Below are 14,954 nucleotides of genomic sequence, written 5' to 3'. Positions count from 1 at the left end.
ATTCAAAGGGCTGATTTTGGCGCCCAGAAAAGGTATGCTGTGAGTGACACTATGTAAGTGTAAGTGACGCCATTAAATGTCCATTCTGGTCAGTTTTGTGTCCACTAAGTACGAGGTAAGTGTCCACTAAAAAGGTAGATCTCGAATAAATAGTTTTAAAGCAATGCTTTATGTGTTTTTAATCATGCATCCAAATGATTGAAAACGCCGAACACGATAAACGCTGATCCATAGTGGCGGAGTTTCCTCTTTTTTGGGCGATAATCTTTTTAGCGAAGGTGACCACTGATAAGTTGCATTGTGCAGACGAAGTGGCCGTTGTTTGTGGAGGAACGTTTGATGGACGGGCAGGGGTCCATCGCACCATCGATCCTGGCTGCACATTCAGATCAGTTGATAAGATCGCGTTTGCTGCGCGGGATTTCATTTTGAAAAACCCGACCCAGCTGGCTAAAACAGTCATACCAGCGGGCGCGACTGAGCAGCCAGATATCCACGTGGTTACGACATTCAGACATGACAGCGAACAGAAGATGCCAGCTCGTCATCGCCTTCGCAATCGACATAGTCTGAAAAGTACCGCCTAACATGAGGTGCCGCATGAACGTTCAAGATAAGTCAAATATATGCGGATGCAGGCTGTCCAGCGGAGGAACCTCACCAGGATAACCAACCGAAACGTTCTGCAGCAGCGTTGTGCCGACTTTGAAGTTGGCGGGATGATGGGTGTGCCCGTACAGCCATCGTTTAGGCTGGTGTTTCATGATGAAGTTCTCAAGGTCTGATGCATAACACGGTCCCAAAGCGGTCTCTTTTAGCAGGGCCTTTCTGTGAGGTGCATGATGGGTAACGACCGTCGTCTCACCATCAAAATGTTTTGACAGCTTCCCGTCCAGCCACGTGAGGTGCTCGTGAAAGATGGTGGCCGTTTGGGGTGGTGTGACGCGTTTAAAGCCTGTCTTGGCGACCCTGATAGATTTGTAGTCATTCATACCAGAACTTGCATGGCGCATATTATCCACCCGTGTCTGACGTCAGCGCTTCTGGGTCCAAATAGGCATATTTGATAAGAGAGTGTTGTTGGCTCATCGTAACCACTGAGGAGTGGGACATGAGACAGACAACTGGAACACGCAAAAGCCCGGGCGAGAAGATCGTCAAAGATATCAAACGGGCGACCCGCAAGCATTATTCATCTGAAGAGAAGATTAGGATCGTCTTAGACGGTCTGCGTGGGGAAGACAGCATTGCCGAGCTGTGTGGTCCACTGCCCGGCAGTGCATGTTTACATGCACGAGAGGGGTGAAGGCATCTCCCAAGGCATCTACTACAAATGGTCCAAGGACTTTATGGAGGCCGGTAAGAAGCGCCTTACGGGCGATACCGCCCGCGCCGCCACAACCGACGAGGTGAAGGATCTGCGCCGTGAAGCACGTGATCTGAAGGAAGTCGTTGCGGAGCAAACACTTGAACTCCGCTTGCTCAAAAAAAGCATGTTCGACGGTGGGGGCGACCACGAATGAGGTATCCCGCATCAGAGAAGCTGGAGATCATCAAGCTGGTCGAGGGGTCGCATCTGCCGGCCCGCCTGACTTTGGCCAAGCTCGGCATTCCACGCACCACATTCTACCGTTGGTATGATCGGTATTGGCAGCGTGGTGAGGCTGGCTTGCAAGACCAATCTCCCAAGCCAAAGCACGTCTGGAACCGTATTCCTGACGAGGTGCGACGTCGGGTTGTGGACCTTGCGCTGGAAGAGACAGAACTGTCACCGCGTGAACTGGCAGTGACCTTCACAGATAAGGAAAGCTACTTCGTATCAGAGGCTTCCGTATACCGTATGCTGAAGGCGCATGACCTGATCACCAGCCCAGCCTTCATCGTCATGAAAGCCGCCAGTGCGTTCAAAGACAAAACCACAGCGATCAACCAGCTTTGGCAAACTGACTTCACCTATCCCAAGGTTCTGGGATGGGGCTGGTTCTATCTCAGTACGATCCTAGACGATTACAGCCGTTACATCATCTCCGCTGCCCGGCAGGGTATTGCGCAGCAATGTCCCGAGAGGGTGGAAACTCTGCACCAATATGCGGGCTGAGGACGTGACTGACACGCTCGACTTGGCCCTTAAGGCGTCCGGCTGTGATCAGGTTCACGTCGTTCACAAACCACGGCTGCTGAGCGACAACGGATCCAGTTACGTATCCGGTGACCTGGCTGAGTGGTTGCAAGGGAAAGGCATGAAGCATTCTCGCGGCGCGCCATATCATCCGCAAACACAGGGCAAGATCGAGCGATGGCATCAAACCTTGAAGAACCGCATCCTCTTGGAAAACTACTTCCTGCCAGGTGATCTTGAAGCCCAAATTGAAGCATTCGTCGATCACTACAACCACCAGCGCTTCCACGAGAGTCTGAACAACGTCACGCCGTCTGACGTCTACTTCGGCCGTGACAAAGCCATTCTACAACAAAGGGAAAGGATCAAACGAAAGACACTCGAAGCGCGCCGCTTGCATCACAGCCTGCACGCCACATAATGAAACCAACCAGATGAGCCGAACGCTCTCTTAATTTAAGCCGCCTTTGGTGCCAAAAACCCTGACGACGTACACCGTGATGATCTATACGTATGTAGAGATTGTGAGCTTCATGCGACTTTCCGAACCCTTGAGGGTTACAAAGTCGAATTTGCAAATTGGGTCGCGGCTTCGGATAGTGAAGAACTTTTAGATGGTCTAAGATTTTTTTTCGAAGCGCTTCGAGATGAGCTTACGAAGATGGGCGTTCAATTTGTTCAAACATAAACGAGCAGTTGGAGTGGTGCAAAACTGCGACAGGACCAGATTTGGCAGGCACTTTTTCCAGCGCACCTAAGGAAGACAAGCCGTATATTACTTTTGCAAAGCCTCGCTCTTTTATAATGGTGTGGATCTACGCAGTCGCCGCCGAAAAATGATCAAATATCGACGCAGTCTGATAATAGTCATAGATACTATTGGACGTAAGAATGGCATATCTGTAGCCAATAGAAGGATGCCGACAGGTATCATCCATATGTTAAGGATTGGTAGGAATGCTAGGAGACCACCAATTATTAAAATAATTGCCAAAATTAGACGCAAAAAAATACTAGATCTATCGCGAAATCGAATAATAGCAGCGCCTATGGTTGGGGATGCACGAACAATAGCGCTAAATTGACGCTCTAATCTTCTTTGCTGACGATTATTCATGATTTATCCCCTGAAAGGGATCCTTCTAAGACCCTTTTGATCCAAGTAAAAAGAAAAAATTGCTCACGTCTTTGATATTTGTTGCGTGAAATAAACCACTTACACATATAATCAAGTGCTCGTCGTTTATCTCCTGCTGTGGAATTTTCCGACCAATCAGCTCTCAATATCAATAACGTGTGTGATTGCTGCAACTTTCATCAGAGGGCCGTTTGCCGACGGTGACCATTGCGCGCTGTGTCATAGGGTAGAGTACGCAAAGCGCCATGGCACCAAAAGTCGTGCCGAACATTAACTGATAAGCGTATGGACCAAGTTCCTGTATCGCCCTGCTAAACCAAAAAAACGGTCATGCTCGGGAGGAGGTGAGCATGACCGTTCTTATGTATCCGCGCCTCGGTGCGTCTCGGGAGGAGAAGAAGCAAGGCGCGTCTTCGCCAACATTGCTCGGGAAGAGGTGAGCGCTATCAGCGGTATTTTCGGTTCCACTCGGGAGGAGGTGGGCGGTTCCGAAACTGGTGTTTAAAGCATTGCTTCATGAAAGAGGTTGTGTGCTGGCCTTGCCAGGACCTGAGTGTTTGAGTGAGGAGGGGACAGATCCAAACTTTATGTCTTACACGCCGTAAGCTGCTTCGTGGGCAATTTGGTGGATCGATGATGGCGCAATTCGAAGTTCCTGCAGGTCACGTGGGGAACATTGCTCAAGCTCCTTCAGTATCGTGAAGTAGACCTTACGCTTGGCTGCTTTCTCGGACATCTGAGCGCGGAACGCCTCAAAACGAGATTTCAGTGATGTGCCCGAAAAGAATGGCGCTGTTAATGTTGTCATGTCGTCACTCGATTTCTTTAGTTATTTGTGCGTTTCTCATGATCAGGATGTATAACCATGCTGCAGTTGCACAATGGCCCTTTCCGCAATGCCGTCATGCAGCATTTGCATGAATGCCGCCGATGGGGGGCTCTATCCGTTTTGGTTTGGGTCATTTTTTAGGCTTTACGGATGCAGTGTCGTCATTCGTGGCGATACTCCTCGTTGCCCGCCGTCGGCCATTGACTCATCACATCAAACTGAGAGAGACAGGAGAACATTACCAGAACACCAAGGGAGAATCTGTGTGCCTGTTTTTCCAGTTGAGACGCCAGTTATTGCAAATGGTATGCCTGTTCGTCTGGTTGCCAACGCCGCCAGCGCAGGGTTTCCGTCGCCTGCTGGGGATGACCTTGAGGACGAGATTGACCCCATCTCATGGGTTGTGCGGCACCCGTCATCAACGTTTTGGTGGCGCGTTGAGGGTGATTGCCTTTGGGATGCAGGCATTCGAGACGGGGATATTATCGCTGTAGACCGTGCTGGTAAGCGTCGAGTTGGACGCGCCGTTTTGGCCGTTGTTGAAGGTGCTGTGACCGCGAAGATGTTGCGCAAGCGGGACGGGCGGTATTTTCTGGCTCCGGCCAACAGCACAGAGAGTTTTCCTGACATCGAGCTAACGGAAGACAGCGAGATATGGGGCGTCATTGCAGGCGTGGTGCGGCGGTATGATCTTGAATGAAGCGGCCCATTGCGATCTCGGACAGCGCCAACTTCTATGTATCAGCAGAGCGGATATTTGACCCAACCTTGAAGAACGTGCCGGTGATTGTGGACTTGTCACGCTTACGTTCCGGTCTCTGAACTCTTTTATGCGGCCTTTCGTTCAAATGCCAAGGGGCTTTTACCACCTAGCGACGAGTGCCTGCGCCTTGGATTATAAAATCCGTTGATATACTGGAATATAGCACCTTCTGCCTGACGGCGTGTATCCCATCGGTTACGCCAGATCAGCTCAGCCTTGATGGATTTAAAGAACGTCTCAACCGTAGAGTTGAAGCTCCTATATTCGTCAAGCAGCAATTTTGATGGTTTGTGGCACGCAGAGTTGGCTGTAAATCTCCCGGACGATGTAACGCTTCAGGCATCGAATGATTTCGCTTTTGCTTTTGCCATCTTTCGTACGTTTTTTGACATAAGCAAGCGTCGGTTCGTGGCTGCGCATCCTGACGATGGCGACACGGTAGAGCGCAGCGTTGGCTTGTCTGTTTCCTCCTCTGTTGAGACGGAAACGGTGCGTTTTCCCACTTGATGCAGGGATGGGACAAACGCCACAGAGTTTGGCAAATGCAGCCTCAGATCGGATGCGCGTGGGATCATCGCCAACGAGGATTAGCATCTCTGCGACTGTCATTGTCGCAATTCCGTGGGATTGCATCAGGTCCGGAGCGCGTTTGATGACAAGTCGCTCCAGTTCTTTATCGTGACCCAGAATCTCTTCATGTAGCAATAGCCACCGTCGTGCCAAAGCTCGCATGGCTGCTTTGGCAGAAGCTAATGTATTAAGTATATCACCGGGTCTGAAGGCCGCGATATGCCGGATCAATCCGATCTTACCTTTGATCTGATCCAGTACTTCACGCAGATCAGCTGGTGCATTGATGATCAGTGTTTTCAGGGTCACCATCGCCTGTGAACGTGACTTAACAGCCGTGTCACGGGCTATCTTCAGATGCCTGATCATCTCCGACGATCCCGTTTGGGTTTTAGGGCGGGAATTTGCCTGTCCAGATAAAACTGACCGAGCGGCACCTTCTGCGTCGAGGCTGTCGGTCTTGCCTTGAGTATAGCGCAGCTGGCGATTGGGTCTCGTAACCTCAACAACATGGTGCCCTTGTGCAAGCAAGCAGCGCGATAGACCGGCACCGTAAGAGCCCGTCCCTTCGATTCCAAAAGCTTGGACATGACCCAGGCCACAAGACCAGCGTTCCAGTTCCAGATATCCCTTTGAGTTCGCAGGGATGGAAAGTGCTGCTAGGCGGGTGCCTTGCGTATCAATCGCGACAGCAACATGTGTTGCCTTATGCGTATCGATGCCGATGATAATTGGATGTCTGATCTTCATGTTGTCCCCTTAGGTTGAGAATGCCCAGGCAACATTCTGAGAGGACAGGACTGTGATGGGGCGTCCCCGTCATGCTCCTATGAGGTCACATCTCACCCGTCGCCGGGGCGACTTGACGGTCGACACGTCAATACAATGACACGCAGTCAATCGTAACATGGGTCAGGCCATCAAGCCGCAATACCATACTCACAATCATAACAATTTCCCTTGCCGCTCATCGAGATCTTGAAGCCGTGCTTGGACAGGCGCTTCTGATACTCATTTGAGCAATATTGCGAACCACGATCCGTATGGTGAATGCAATCCTCCGGTGGTTGGCGCAAAGCAACGGCCATATCTAACGCCCGGATTGCCAGATCCTTCTTCATGCGGTTACTGACAGCCCAGCCGATGACGCGGCGAGAATACAGGTCAAGGATGACGGCAAGATACAGCCAGCCCTCACTTGTCCAGATGTAGCTGATGTCGCCAGCCCATTTCTGATTGGGGCCAGTCGCTGAGAAATCTTGATCCAACAGATTTGGTGCGATGTTGAACGTGTGGTTGCTGTCCGTTGTCGCCTTGTACTTCTGGGTTCTGATGATCTTGATGCCATTCTCGCCCATCAGACGTCCGACCCTACGATGGCCCACCTTCAATCCCAATTCTTGCAGTTCCTCGGTCATCCGAGGCCGCCCATAGCTTTGCAGGCTTAAGCGATGCTGTTCACGGATATGAGCTAGGATCACCATATCATCTCGTTGTCGCTGGCTCATCGGGCGAACCCGCCACGCGCGGAAACCACGTGATGTGACCCGCATAACGCGGCACAGAAACTCAACTGGCCATTCTTCTTTCCAGACGTCGATGAAAGCAAACCTCACCGGCTTTGGCCTGCAAAGAAGATCGCCGCCTTTTTTAACACTTCCCTCTCCTCGCGCAGCAGACGGACTTCCTTGCGAAGCCGCGTGTTCTCCTTCTCAACGTCTTGATGCGGTCCTGACATCAGGTCATCGTGTTGATGCTGTTGAACCCATTTGTTCAGCGTCGAAAGCCCAACCCCTAAATCTGATGAAAGTTGAGGCCGCGTTAACCCACTCGTCGTCGCCATGCGCACCGCATCACGCCGAAACTCATCTGTGTATCTCTTTGCCATTCTCTATCTCCTTCATAGCAAACATTGCTCGAAAGAGACGGGAACTAAACCGTGACAAGACCATGCATAAGTTGATGGACGAATGCCTTGCACGTATGAAGCAGGCTAGAGATCTACCGTGGCAACCTAAGCCATGCGATCTTGCGGACCGGTTATCTTTACAGGACGCAGCAAAGGGGGTCGGTTCTGCTCAATCATTGGACCAACTGGCACAAGACATTATGCCTTATGCCACGGGCAACACCCACCCGAAATTCTTTGGTTGGGTGCATGGCGCTGGATTGCCAGTGTCTGTTGGTGCTGAAATGGTGGCGGCCACGATGAATAGTAATTGCGGTGGCCGTGATCACGGTGCCATAGAAGTGGAACGCGCCACGCTTGATTGGTTACTTGGCGTATCAGGCATGCCAGATACTGCTTCAGCCATTTTAACCACAGGTACATCACAAGCGACGATTCTGGGGCTAACAGCTGCGCGTAATAGACAGTTTGGTCATGATGTTAGAAAGACGGGCATTCAATCGCTACCAAAGATCGCCGTCTACGTGCGTCGCGGAACCCATTCATGCATTGGCAAAGCGCTTGAGGCGATGGGGTATGGAACTGATGCGATTCACATCGTTGATACAGACGAAAATATGAGAATGGATATTGCTTCGTTAGCATTGGCCGTGGCCGAAGACCAAGCGTCGGGCCGCGTTCCTTTGGCCGTCATCGGTACTGCTGGATCAGTAAACACTGGGTCTTTTGATAATTTGGACAAGATAGCAGACTTCTGTGCAGAGTTTGATATCTGGTTCCATGTGGATGCAGCGTTCGGTTTTTGGGCAAAGCTTGCCGACCAACCGTGGAAGCAGTTGACGGACGGTATGGAGCGGGCCAACTCGATTTCCTGCGACTTTCATAAATGGATGTCCATTCCGTATGATTGCGGTGCTTGCATGATCTATGATCGAACTCTGCACTTTGACACGTTTACCTCGCGCCCAAATTATCTAGAACAACAGGAAGAAGGGCTTGGTGGCGGCGACTTATGGTTTTGTGATTACGGCCTCGAACTATCACGCGGATTTAGAGCCCTCAAAGTATGGACAGCTATAAAATCAATTGGGACTGATGCCTTTTCGGCGTCCATCACCGACAATTGTAAGCAGACATTTTTAATGGCTGAGTTGGTTGAGGCATCTGACCTATTGGAGCTTTCATTTCCTGTGTCTTCCAATGTGTGCTGTTTCTACGTCGCACATGGAGAGGCTTTGTTGCACAAATCGCCCTTATGGCGTGCTTCCCCTGACCCCTGACGGATTCAGCCTACAGTAACGGTGTTTGGGATGCCAAGGGCGGTGAAGCCGTTGAGTATCGCGGCACGGATTTGGACTTCCGCAACTTGCCGGTCAAAGTCTCGTGCGGCCAGGCGCTGCCCGAGTAGTTTCAAACAATGCATCTTTGTCTCAACACGACTCCTGCGGTGGTATCCGCTCAAGCGACGCCATTGAGCGCGGCCGAGATCCTTTGAGGACTGTACCGCTTCGTTTCGGGCTCTGGCCCCCAGCGTATCCGGCTTCCATAGCTTGGCATTCTTGCGTGGCGGGATGACAGCACGGGCATTGCGGGCCGCAATCGCATCATGGCATTTGCGGGTGTCATATGCCCCATCTGCTGTGACACTGCCAATCTTCTGATCTGGTGTGATCTGACCGAGAAGGTTGGGCAACATGGGTGGGTCTCCAATGCTGCTACTCGTCACTTCGACCGCGCGTATCTCCAACGTTTCTTCATCAATCCCTATATGTATCTTGCGCCACACCCGACGTTTCGGCCCGCCATGCTTGCGAGCGTTCCACTCACCTTCGCCCTCAACTTTGATGCCGGTACTGTCGATAAGGAGGTTTAGCGGGCCCTTTGAGCCCTGATACGGGATGGTAACCGATAGCCTTTTCTGACGCCGACATAACGTGCTGAAGTCTGGGACCTCCCAGTCAAGGTCGATCAATTTCAACAGGCTTTCCACAAAGCCCGTCGCCTGCCTCAAAGGCATTCCGAACAGCACTTTCAACGTGAGACAGGCTTGGATCGCCGCATCGCTATAGCGTGGCTGGCGGCCCCGTTTGCCCCCCTCTCATGGTTTGCAAACAAACCACTGCCGGGCAACGGTAGGCGCAGCTTTCCAAGTGACCTCTGGGTTAAACCAAATGGTCAGTGACCCGCGTCGCTTCAGGGCCTTGTTATACTCAGGCCAGTTCCTCGTGCGGTAAATCGGGGCGATAGGTTTACTCATGACGCCAGCTACCATGCTGGATTTACAACATGAATCCCTGATACGAGACTATTTGTGCAACAAAGCCACATGGAGACGTGAATAAGATAGCAGCTGAGCTTCAGTTTAGTGGCGAAGCTGTATTCTCAACAACAGTCATTCAAGGTAAACCCTGCCTTCGTGCCGCGCTTGTTAATCATCGCACCACATCCGACAATATTCGCCAATCAATTATCGCCGTTGAAGACTCAGTAAGACGTCACAAAAAAGAGTTGTAAGCAGTATTTTGGCTAAACGTCGTCGTGCGGGTTCGCAGCTAAGGGCAGCTGGTGAACGCCTATTCCACCCGCAACGCGCACCCACTCTCCAGTATGAGATTCCGCGCATGGTTTCGGCGCATTCTGCCCAACTTGCAATGGATGATCGCTGGACTGTGGCCGTTTTAGAAACCAATGAAAGCATTGAGATGACAGTCACAAGCAATGATCCCGCAGTCAAAGCGCAGATAAAAGGTCTGGGTTTCTACGGTCTCATGGCAAGTCAGGATCATCACCGTGAGCATCATATGATGATGGCTCATGGACAGTCCGTACATGACCATTAGGACCGCCAAACACGCCTTAGCGGTATCGTTTCTGTGACTTGCATCGATAGCCATTACCGCTTTAAGTGATTTGCATGAAGCTGATACGCCTCCTGACGATTGTTATGGTTGTCTTTTCGACCTCGCTCTCCGGAGTGATGGCAGCGAATCACGTGGGTATGAACGACATGTCCATCGAAGCTGTTGACGCAATGTTGAGCGATCAGGAGAGCTGCTGCCAACATAGCGCAGACCGTTCAGCACGCTGCCACATCATGTCGGCAGTTATTCCTTTTATGATGCTGGATAGCAGCGGCCCGGACGTGAGGTGGACAATTTCAATTGGCCCGTCGACCTTTCTAATTGGCATAGAGCCTACCACAATTCTCGATCCTCCCCGCACGGTGTGAAGTTACCGTGTTTCTGCGGGAACATGGCCTGTCAGACTACTTCACTGCGACAGGATTATTTCCTGTGCAACTTTCCATTCGAGAGGAAACAAGACCTATGAAACTTATCAAAATACTTCTTAGCACACTCCCAGCAGCCGCCATGGTGCTGGGACTCGCAACACTGACAATACCGAGCATGGTTCACGCAGAAAGCCACTCCTCAATGTCAAAGCACGGCACGATGCTTGTCACCAAAGACCCTAACTGCGGCTGCTGTTCAGGATGGGTCGCGTTGGCCCGCGAGGAAGGCTACGACATCGAAATTACAGATACTGATGATATATCCGTGGCTAAAATTGACGCCGATATTCCTGGCACCCTGTGGGCCTGCCACACGGCAGTGATCGATGGCTATATCATCGAAGGCCACGTGCCATTTGCAGCACTTGCCAAGTTGTTAGAAGAACGTCCCGCGATTGCCGGTATAGCCGTTCCCGGAATGCCTTTTGGCTCACCGGGCATGGGGGGCGACCCCAGCGCTCGTTATGACGTGATCGCCTTCGGTGGCGAGGCATCTGCTGGTGACGTATTTTATCAGGCAGGTTTGTGAAAAAACTGGCGCTGATTATTGGTATGGGCGCGGCCCTTGCGGGGGCCGTTTACCTCGCTTTCGGTGGGACCACTGCTGAGGTGGGTCGCATTATGCTGCAACCTACTGATGGGCAAACAGTCGCTCTTGGACAGGACGTATACGCTACAAACTGTGCGTCCTGTCACGGCGCTGATCTGGAAGGTGCGCCAAACTGGCGCTCACCTGACGCAGACGGACGCATGCCAGCGCCACCGCACGACGCAAATGGGCATACGTGGCACCATGACGGCGATACGTTGTTTCGTCTGACCAAATACGGGGTCGCCGCCTATATTGGTGATCCTGATTATGCTTCGAACATGCCAATCTATGACGGTTTATTATTGGACGCTGAAATAATTGCTGTAATTAGTTACATCAAATCAACTTGGCCGCAGGAAATCCGCGACCGGCACGACGAAATGGAAAATACACAATGATACGAACCGCTCTCGCCACCTTGATCCTTGCAGTTTCTGCGACGGCCAGTCTGGCGCATTCAAAACCTGAAGATACGACACCTGTTAATGATACGACTGTCGAAGTGGTCGATGTTATTTCCATTCGGTTCAATGATCCAATGCGCGTCACAGCCATTACGATGACCGGCCCAAATGGCGCTGTTGATGTTGATCGCGAAACTGGACTTGAGCCTGTGACCGAGTTCCTTGCGGCCCCTGCTGCGGCCATTCCTGCAGGCGTCTATGCTGTCGAATGGCGAGGGCTATCTGCTGACGGCCACCCGATGCAGGGCACATTTGGGTTTACGGTGTCAGAGTAGCAATGATGTTTGGACTTACTGGACTGGCTCCGATTGATGGTTGGGCGCTGGCTTCAATCATCTCAAAAGCGACGGGATACGGCGCTGCCTTGCTCGCGATGGGCGGACCGATGTTTGTTTTAACCTTTCAGAAAGTCCCAGAAGACGTTCTGCGCCTGACGCGTCAGATAGCGATTGGTGCAGTCATAATAGGACTGGCGGTTCTAACATTGCAGTTTGGCGTTCGTGCTGCGCGGATTTCAGGGATGGGCTTTGCTGGCGCAACCGACACGATGATGCTGGGGCTTATCTGGGACAGCCCGCTGGGGACTGCCGCGCTTTGGCGCGGTGTCGGCCTGACCCTGATCCTTGCGATAGTCCTCAAAGGCGCGATTGGTCTGGTAACATCTGCGATGGGTGCAGTTCTGATTGCCACATCCTATACGTTCATCGGACATTCCCTTGGCGATCCGCGCTGGCTACTGGCTGGCCTGTTGATCGTACATCTTCTTGCCGCTGCGTTTTGGGTCGCTGCGTTGGCACCCCTTCACCGCGCTGTTGGTGGAACAGATGGTGCAATAATTTTGCATCGTTTTGGAATCATCGCCAGTTTAACGGTGGGTCTTTTGGTCGTGGTTGGAACTACGTTTGCGTGGTTCATGACAGGCTCAGTCGCGGCACTGCTTGGCACGGCCTACGGCTGGACGCTGCTTTTAAAGCTGCTTCTAGTCACGGGGCTCATGGGGATAGCGGCCTTGAACAAATGGCGGCTCGTACCCGCTTTGGTCGCCGGGGAAACTTCGGCTGCACGTTCACTTCGCCGCTCGATCCGCGCGGAAATATTCGTTGTTGTCATCATACTGATCATCACTGCAACACTTACGGTTGTCACGACGCCGCCAGTGAATTTATAGGTCAGAAATATTGATTTCTTGATACTGAAGCGTGGCGCGCGCCTATGCAGGTTGCTTTAACTTCTGATTAGACGCGGTGATTAGAACGGATAGTCTTCTGTGGGGGCAACCAGATTCGCTTCTATTTCGTCAATCGGGCTATTTCGATCGATCGATCGATTGCGTTTTCAACCCGCCTGATGGCACGCAAACGTTCATGCCCAGACAAGACACTTGGCCAAAGCCGCGCGATGCAAAGCAGGTCTGATCAAATTGTTTGTGCTTTGTGTTTCCCGACCAAAAAAGTTGCCAACAGCAATAATTTTTCCAACGTGCTTGGTAGGTCTGGCCAATATCCGTTGCAGAAAAAGCGATTTTCTTGAGGTCAGAGCTTCAGGACAGGGAGCATCTGCATGGGAGGCAAAAATGAGTAAGAAGCCAGTTTCATTTCGTGAGCGAATGGAGATTTCACGGCCGTACGTGGTCGAACGTCAGGAACGCAACAGCCGTAAAAGCATCGTTGCGCTCCAGCTTCGCGTTCTGCGCGATGCGCAAGGCATGACCCAGGCTGACGTCGCTCAGGCAACGGGCATGACGACAGTGAGAATCGCGCAGATGGAGTCGCTGGTTGGCGCGTTTCCAAGCATCGAGAATCTCGAGCGCTTCGCCGTTGTCTGCGGCGGTCGCATCGAAGTGGTGATCTCGCCTGGCAAGGCCGATGGGCCAACCGATAAGCCCGAAAGTTCTCCATCAGAGTAGCCTGTTCACTCTCTGGTGTGAAATAAGAGACGACACCTAGGCAATTTTTGGTGAATGAAAGCATATCCGAAATCGTCAGATTAGGTGAATGTGGTTGCCTCGAAGCCAATCTTCGATGAGCGGTAGGATGTCCGCATAGCAGACGTCCATGCTGGCCACCGCGAAGGTCCGTTGAGAACACTGCCCAAAGCAAACATTCCTTTTAGACGATTGAAAGTTGCTGGCCGGAAGAACGTCAGACATGAGCGGACGCACTCAACTTGCGGTACGCCTGACCGCTGACTCGCAAAACAGATGCTAGTTGTTAGCCGTCAACGGGCTTTGTTGCACAAATAGTCATGTATTTGGGATTCATGTTGTGAATCCAGCATGGTAGCTTGTGTTTATGAGCAAACCTATCCCCCCGATTTAACGCACATGGAACTGGCCTGAGTATAACAAGGCCCTGAAGCAACGCGGGTCTCTGACCATTTGGTTTAACCCAGAGGTCACGTGGAAAGCTGCACCGACCACTGCCCGGCAGTCGCTGCTTTGCAGCGACGAGAGGGGAGCAAACCGGGCCGTCAGCCACGCGACAGTGATGCTGCGATCCAAGCCTTTCTTACGTTGAAAGTGCTGTTTGAAATGCTGTTGAGGCAGGCGACAGGCTTTGTGGAAAGTCTGTTGAAGTTGGTCGACCTTAACTGGGAGGTTCCAGATTTCAGCACGTTATGTCGGCGTCAGAAAACGCTGTCGGGTGCCATCCCGTATCAGGGCTCAAAAGGCCCGTTAAATCTCCTTACCCCCTCTCGTGCATTGCTGCGCAATACCCTGCCGGGCAACGGACAGTACCGGCATCAAAGCCCCCTCTCGGCAGCATCCTGCGGATGCGCCTGCCGGGCAGTGGAGGGCGAAGGTGCCCTCTCGGGATCATGCTACGCATAACCCTGCCGGGTAATAAGTGGAACGCACGCAAGCACTCCTCTCAAACGTGCAAGCATGTGTTGTTGGGCAAAGGGTGGCGCGAAACATCGGCTGTGGTGCAAGATACATATTCCTTGCCCGGCAGGGCATTGATGAAGAAACGTTGGAGATACGCGCCGTCCATTGCCGTCAGGCGATTGCAAAGCAATCTGCCAAGATGGACGTGACCAGCATGAACTTCGTCCCTGTTCCCGGACATTGGGGTACTTTACCCCTGTCCGTGAAAGGGGCACCAGATGGGACAACAGCGGCGGAAGTACACAGACGATTATAAGGCCGGGGCAGTTGAGTGACTGTACGCGCCTGGGGCGACGCAAGGCTGCGTTGCCAAGGAGCTCGGGATTACTGGTCCACAGCTGAAGACGTGGCGGCTTGAGATCGAGGCATTTGGCTCAGTTGAAGCCAAACT

At 52.1% G+C, this 14,954-nt stretch carries 15 protein-coding genes and 5 pseudogenes; 14 read left to right on the top strand and 6 right to left on the bottom strand.

The window, feature by feature from the left end; all coding sequences use genetic code 11:
• Positions 1–233 precede the first annotated feature (233 nt).
• Entirely contained in the window at positions 234–587 is a 354-nt protein-coding gene (locus tag OAN307_RS29160) for a hypothetical protein (protein WP_015501163.1), read from the top strand.
• A gap of 21 nt (positions 588–608) precedes the next feature.
• Here OAN307_RS29160 and OAN307_RS18905 read toward each other — a convergent pair whose 3' ends face one another.
• Entirely contained in the window at positions 609–992 is a 384-nt protein-coding gene (locus OAN307_RS18905; RefSeq protein ID WP_051068060.1) for a hypothetical protein, read from the bottom strand.
• Positions 993–1,111: 119 nt separating this feature from the next.
• Here OAN307_RS18905 and OAN307_RS18895 point away from each other — a divergent pair.
• A pseudogene (locus OAN307_RS18895) lies at positions 1,112–2,540 on the top strand (IS3 family transposase).
• A gap of 1,309 nt (positions 2,541–3,849) precedes the next feature.
• Here OAN307_RS18895 and OAN307_RS18890 read toward each other — a convergent pair.
• Positions 3,850–4,065 (bottom strand): hypothetical protein, encoded by a 216-nt coding sequence (locus tag OAN307_RS18890; protein ID WP_015501162.1) that lies wholly within the window; start codon positions 4,063–4,065, stop codon positions 3,850–3,852.
• Positions 4,066–4,351: 286 nt separating this feature from the next.
• On the opposite strand from OAN307_RS18890, the gene OAN307_RS18885 reads away from it, so the two are divergent.
• Entirely contained in the window at positions 4,352–4,786 is a 435-nt protein-coding gene (locus OAN307_RS18885) for a LexA family protein (protein ID WP_044044016.1), read from the top strand.
• Entirely contained in the window at positions 4,783–4,908 is a 126-nt protein-coding gene (locus OAN307_RS30790) for a hypothetical protein (protein WP_275450619.1), read from the top strand. The genes OAN307_RS18885 and OAN307_RS30790 overlap by 4 nt, the downstream gene beginning before the upstream one ends.
• Before the next feature lie 6 nt (positions 4,909–4,914).
• Here OAN307_RS30790 and OAN307_RS27015 read toward each other — a convergent pair.
• The 3 genes and pseudogenes from OAN307_RS27015 to OAN307_RS18875 form a co-directional block, all read right to left on the bottom strand.
• Positions 4,915–5,100 (bottom strand): annotated as a pseudogene (locus OAN307_RS27015) (IS3 family transposase); the annotation flags it as partial.
• Between the two features lie 16 nt (positions 5,101–5,116).
• Complete coding sequence (locus tag OAN307_RS18880; RefSeq protein ID WP_015498857.1) at positions 5,117–6,169, bottom strand: IS110 family RNA-guided transposase; 1,053 nt, start codon at positions 6,167–6,169, stop codon at positions 5,117–5,119.
• A 194-nt stretch (positions 6,170–6,363) separates the two neighbouring features.
• A pseudogene (locus tag OAN307_RS18875) lies at positions 6,364–7,307 on the bottom strand (IS3 family transposase); the annotation flags it as partial.
• 95 nt (positions 7,308–7,402) lie between these two features.
• Here OAN307_RS18875 and OAN307_RS18865 point away from each other — a divergent pair.
• A complete protein-coding gene (locus OAN307_RS18865) occupies positions 7,403–8,608 on the top strand; it encodes a pyridoxal phosphate-dependent decarboxylase family protein (protein WP_187292497.1) in 1,206 nt (401 codons plus the stop codon).
• Between the two features lie 5 nt (positions 8,609–8,613).
• Here the strand turns inward: OAN307_RS18865 and OAN307_RS18860 are convergent.
• Positions 8,614–9,585, bottom strand: a pseudogene (locus tag OAN307_RS18860) (IS5 family transposase).
• A gap of 77 nt (positions 9,586–9,662) precedes the next feature.
• On the opposite strand from OAN307_RS18860, the gene OAN307_RS28405 reads away from it, so the two are divergent.
• The 9 genes and pseudogenes from OAN307_RS28405 to OAN307_RS27010 form a co-directional block, all read left to right on the top strand.
• On the top strand, positions 9,663–9,842 hold the full coding sequence (locus OAN307_RS28405; protein ID WP_015501158.1) for a hypothetical protein: 180 nt from the start codon (positions 9,663–9,665) through the stop codon (positions 9,840–9,842).
• A gap of 137 nt (positions 9,843–9,979) precedes the next feature.
• Positions 9,980–10,168, top strand: coding sequence for a hypothetical protein (locus tag OAN307_RS29155; protein ID WP_187292496.1), 189 nt, complete (start codon positions 9,980–9,982; stop codon positions 10,166–10,168).
• 74 nt (positions 10,169–10,242) lie between these two features.
• Positions 10,243–10,557, top strand: coding sequence for a hypothetical protein (locus OAN307_RS18850; RefSeq protein WP_044044014.1), 315 nt, complete (start codon positions 10,243–10,245; stop codon positions 10,555–10,557).
• Positions 10,558–10,654: 97 nt separating this feature from the next.
• Positions 10,655–11,149: a DUF411 domain-containing protein gene (locus tag OAN307_RS18845; RefSeq protein ID WP_015501155.1), complete on the top strand. Its 495-nt coding sequence runs from the start codon at positions 10,655–10,657 to the stop codon at positions 11,147–11,149.
• The gene (locus tag OAN307_RS18840; protein ID WP_015501154.1) at positions 11,146–11,610 is read left to right on the top strand and encodes a c-type cytochrome; all 465 of its coding nucleotides are present in this window, start codon (positions 11,146–11,148) and stop codon (positions 11,608–11,610) included. Before OAN307_RS18845 ends, OAN307_RS18840 begins: the two co-directional genes overlap by 4 nt.
• A complete protein-coding gene (locus OAN307_RS18835) occupies positions 11,607–11,951 on the top strand; it encodes a copper resistance CopC family protein (protein ID WP_015501153.1) in 345 nt (114 codons plus the stop codon). The genes OAN307_RS18840 and OAN307_RS18835 overlap by 4 nt, the downstream gene beginning before the upstream one ends.
• A gap of 2 nt (positions 11,952–11,953) precedes the next feature.
• Positions 11,954–12,844 (top strand): CopD family protein, encoded by an 891-nt coding sequence (locus tag OAN307_RS18830; protein WP_245540895.1) that lies wholly within the window; start codon positions 11,954–11,956, stop codon positions 12,842–12,844.
• Positions 12,845–13,249: 405 nt separating this feature from the next.
• Positions 13,250–13,582, top strand: a complete 333-nt coding sequence (locus tag OAN307_RS18820; RefSeq protein ID WP_015501151.1) for a helix-turn-helix domain-containing protein — start codon at positions 13,250–13,252, stop codon at positions 13,580–13,582.
• Positions 13,583–14,027: 445 nt separating this feature from the next.
• Positions 14,028–14,413 (top strand): annotated as a pseudogene (locus OAN307_RS27010) (transposase); the annotation flags it as partial.
• Positions 14,414–14,954: the final 541 nt, after the last annotated feature.

Origin of the sequence: Octadecabacter antarcticus 307, assembly GCF_000155675.2 — a bacterium.
Lineage (GTDB): Bacteria > Pseudomonadota > Alphaproteobacteria > Rhodobacterales > Rhodobacteraceae > Octadecabacter > Octadecabacter antarcticus.
This window is presented reverse-complemented; position numbering and strand designations above follow the sequence as displayed.

What these genes read in the sequence shown, in the direction of transcription:
- OAN307_RS18850 (WP_044044014.1), top strand. Translation starts at nt 10,243, where the DNA reads ATGAAGCTGATACGCCTCCTGACGATTGTTATGGTTGTCTTTTCGACC.
- OAN307_RS18845 (WP_015501155.1), top strand. Translation starts at nt 10,655, where the DNA reads ATGAAACTTATCAAAATACTTCTTAGCACACTCCCAGCAGCCGCCATG.
- OAN307_RS18880 (WP_015498857.1), bottom strand. Translation starts at nt 6,169, where the DNA reads ATGAAGATCAGACATCCAATTATCATCGGCATCGATACGCATAAGGCA.
- OAN307_RS18865 (WP_187292497.1), top strand. Translation starts at nt 7,403, where the DNA reads ATGAAGCAGGCTAGAGATCTACCGTGGCAACCTAAGCCATGCGATCTT.
- OAN307_RS18830 (WP_245540895.1), top strand. Translation starts at nt 11,954, where the DNA reads ATGATGTTTGGACTTACTGGACTGGCTCCGATTGATGGTTGGGCGCTG.
- OAN307_RS18905 (WP_051068060.1), bottom strand. Translation starts at nt 992, where the DNA reads ATGAATGACTACAAATCTATCAGGGTCGCCAAGACAGGCTTTAAACGC.
- OAN307_RS30790 (WP_275450619.1), top strand. Translation starts at nt 4,783, where the DNA reads ATGAAGCGGCCCATTGCGATCTCGGACAGCGCCAACTTCTATGTATCA.
- OAN307_RS18835 (WP_015501153.1), top strand. Translation starts at nt 11,607, where the DNA reads ATGATACGAACCGCTCTCGCCACCTTGATCCTTGCAGTTTCTGCGACG.
- OAN307_RS18820 (WP_015501151.1), top strand. Translation starts at nt 13,250, where the DNA reads ATGAGTAAGAAGCCAGTTTCATTTCGTGAGCGAATGGAGATTTCACGG.
- OAN307_RS18890 (WP_015501162.1), bottom strand. Translation starts at nt 4,065, where the DNA reads ATGACAACATTAACAGCGCCATTCTTTTCGGGCACATCACTGAAATCT.
- OAN307_RS29155 (WP_187292496.1), top strand. Translation starts at nt 9,980, where the DNA reads ATGGATGATCGCTGGACTGTGGCCGTTTTAGAAACCAATGAAAGCATT.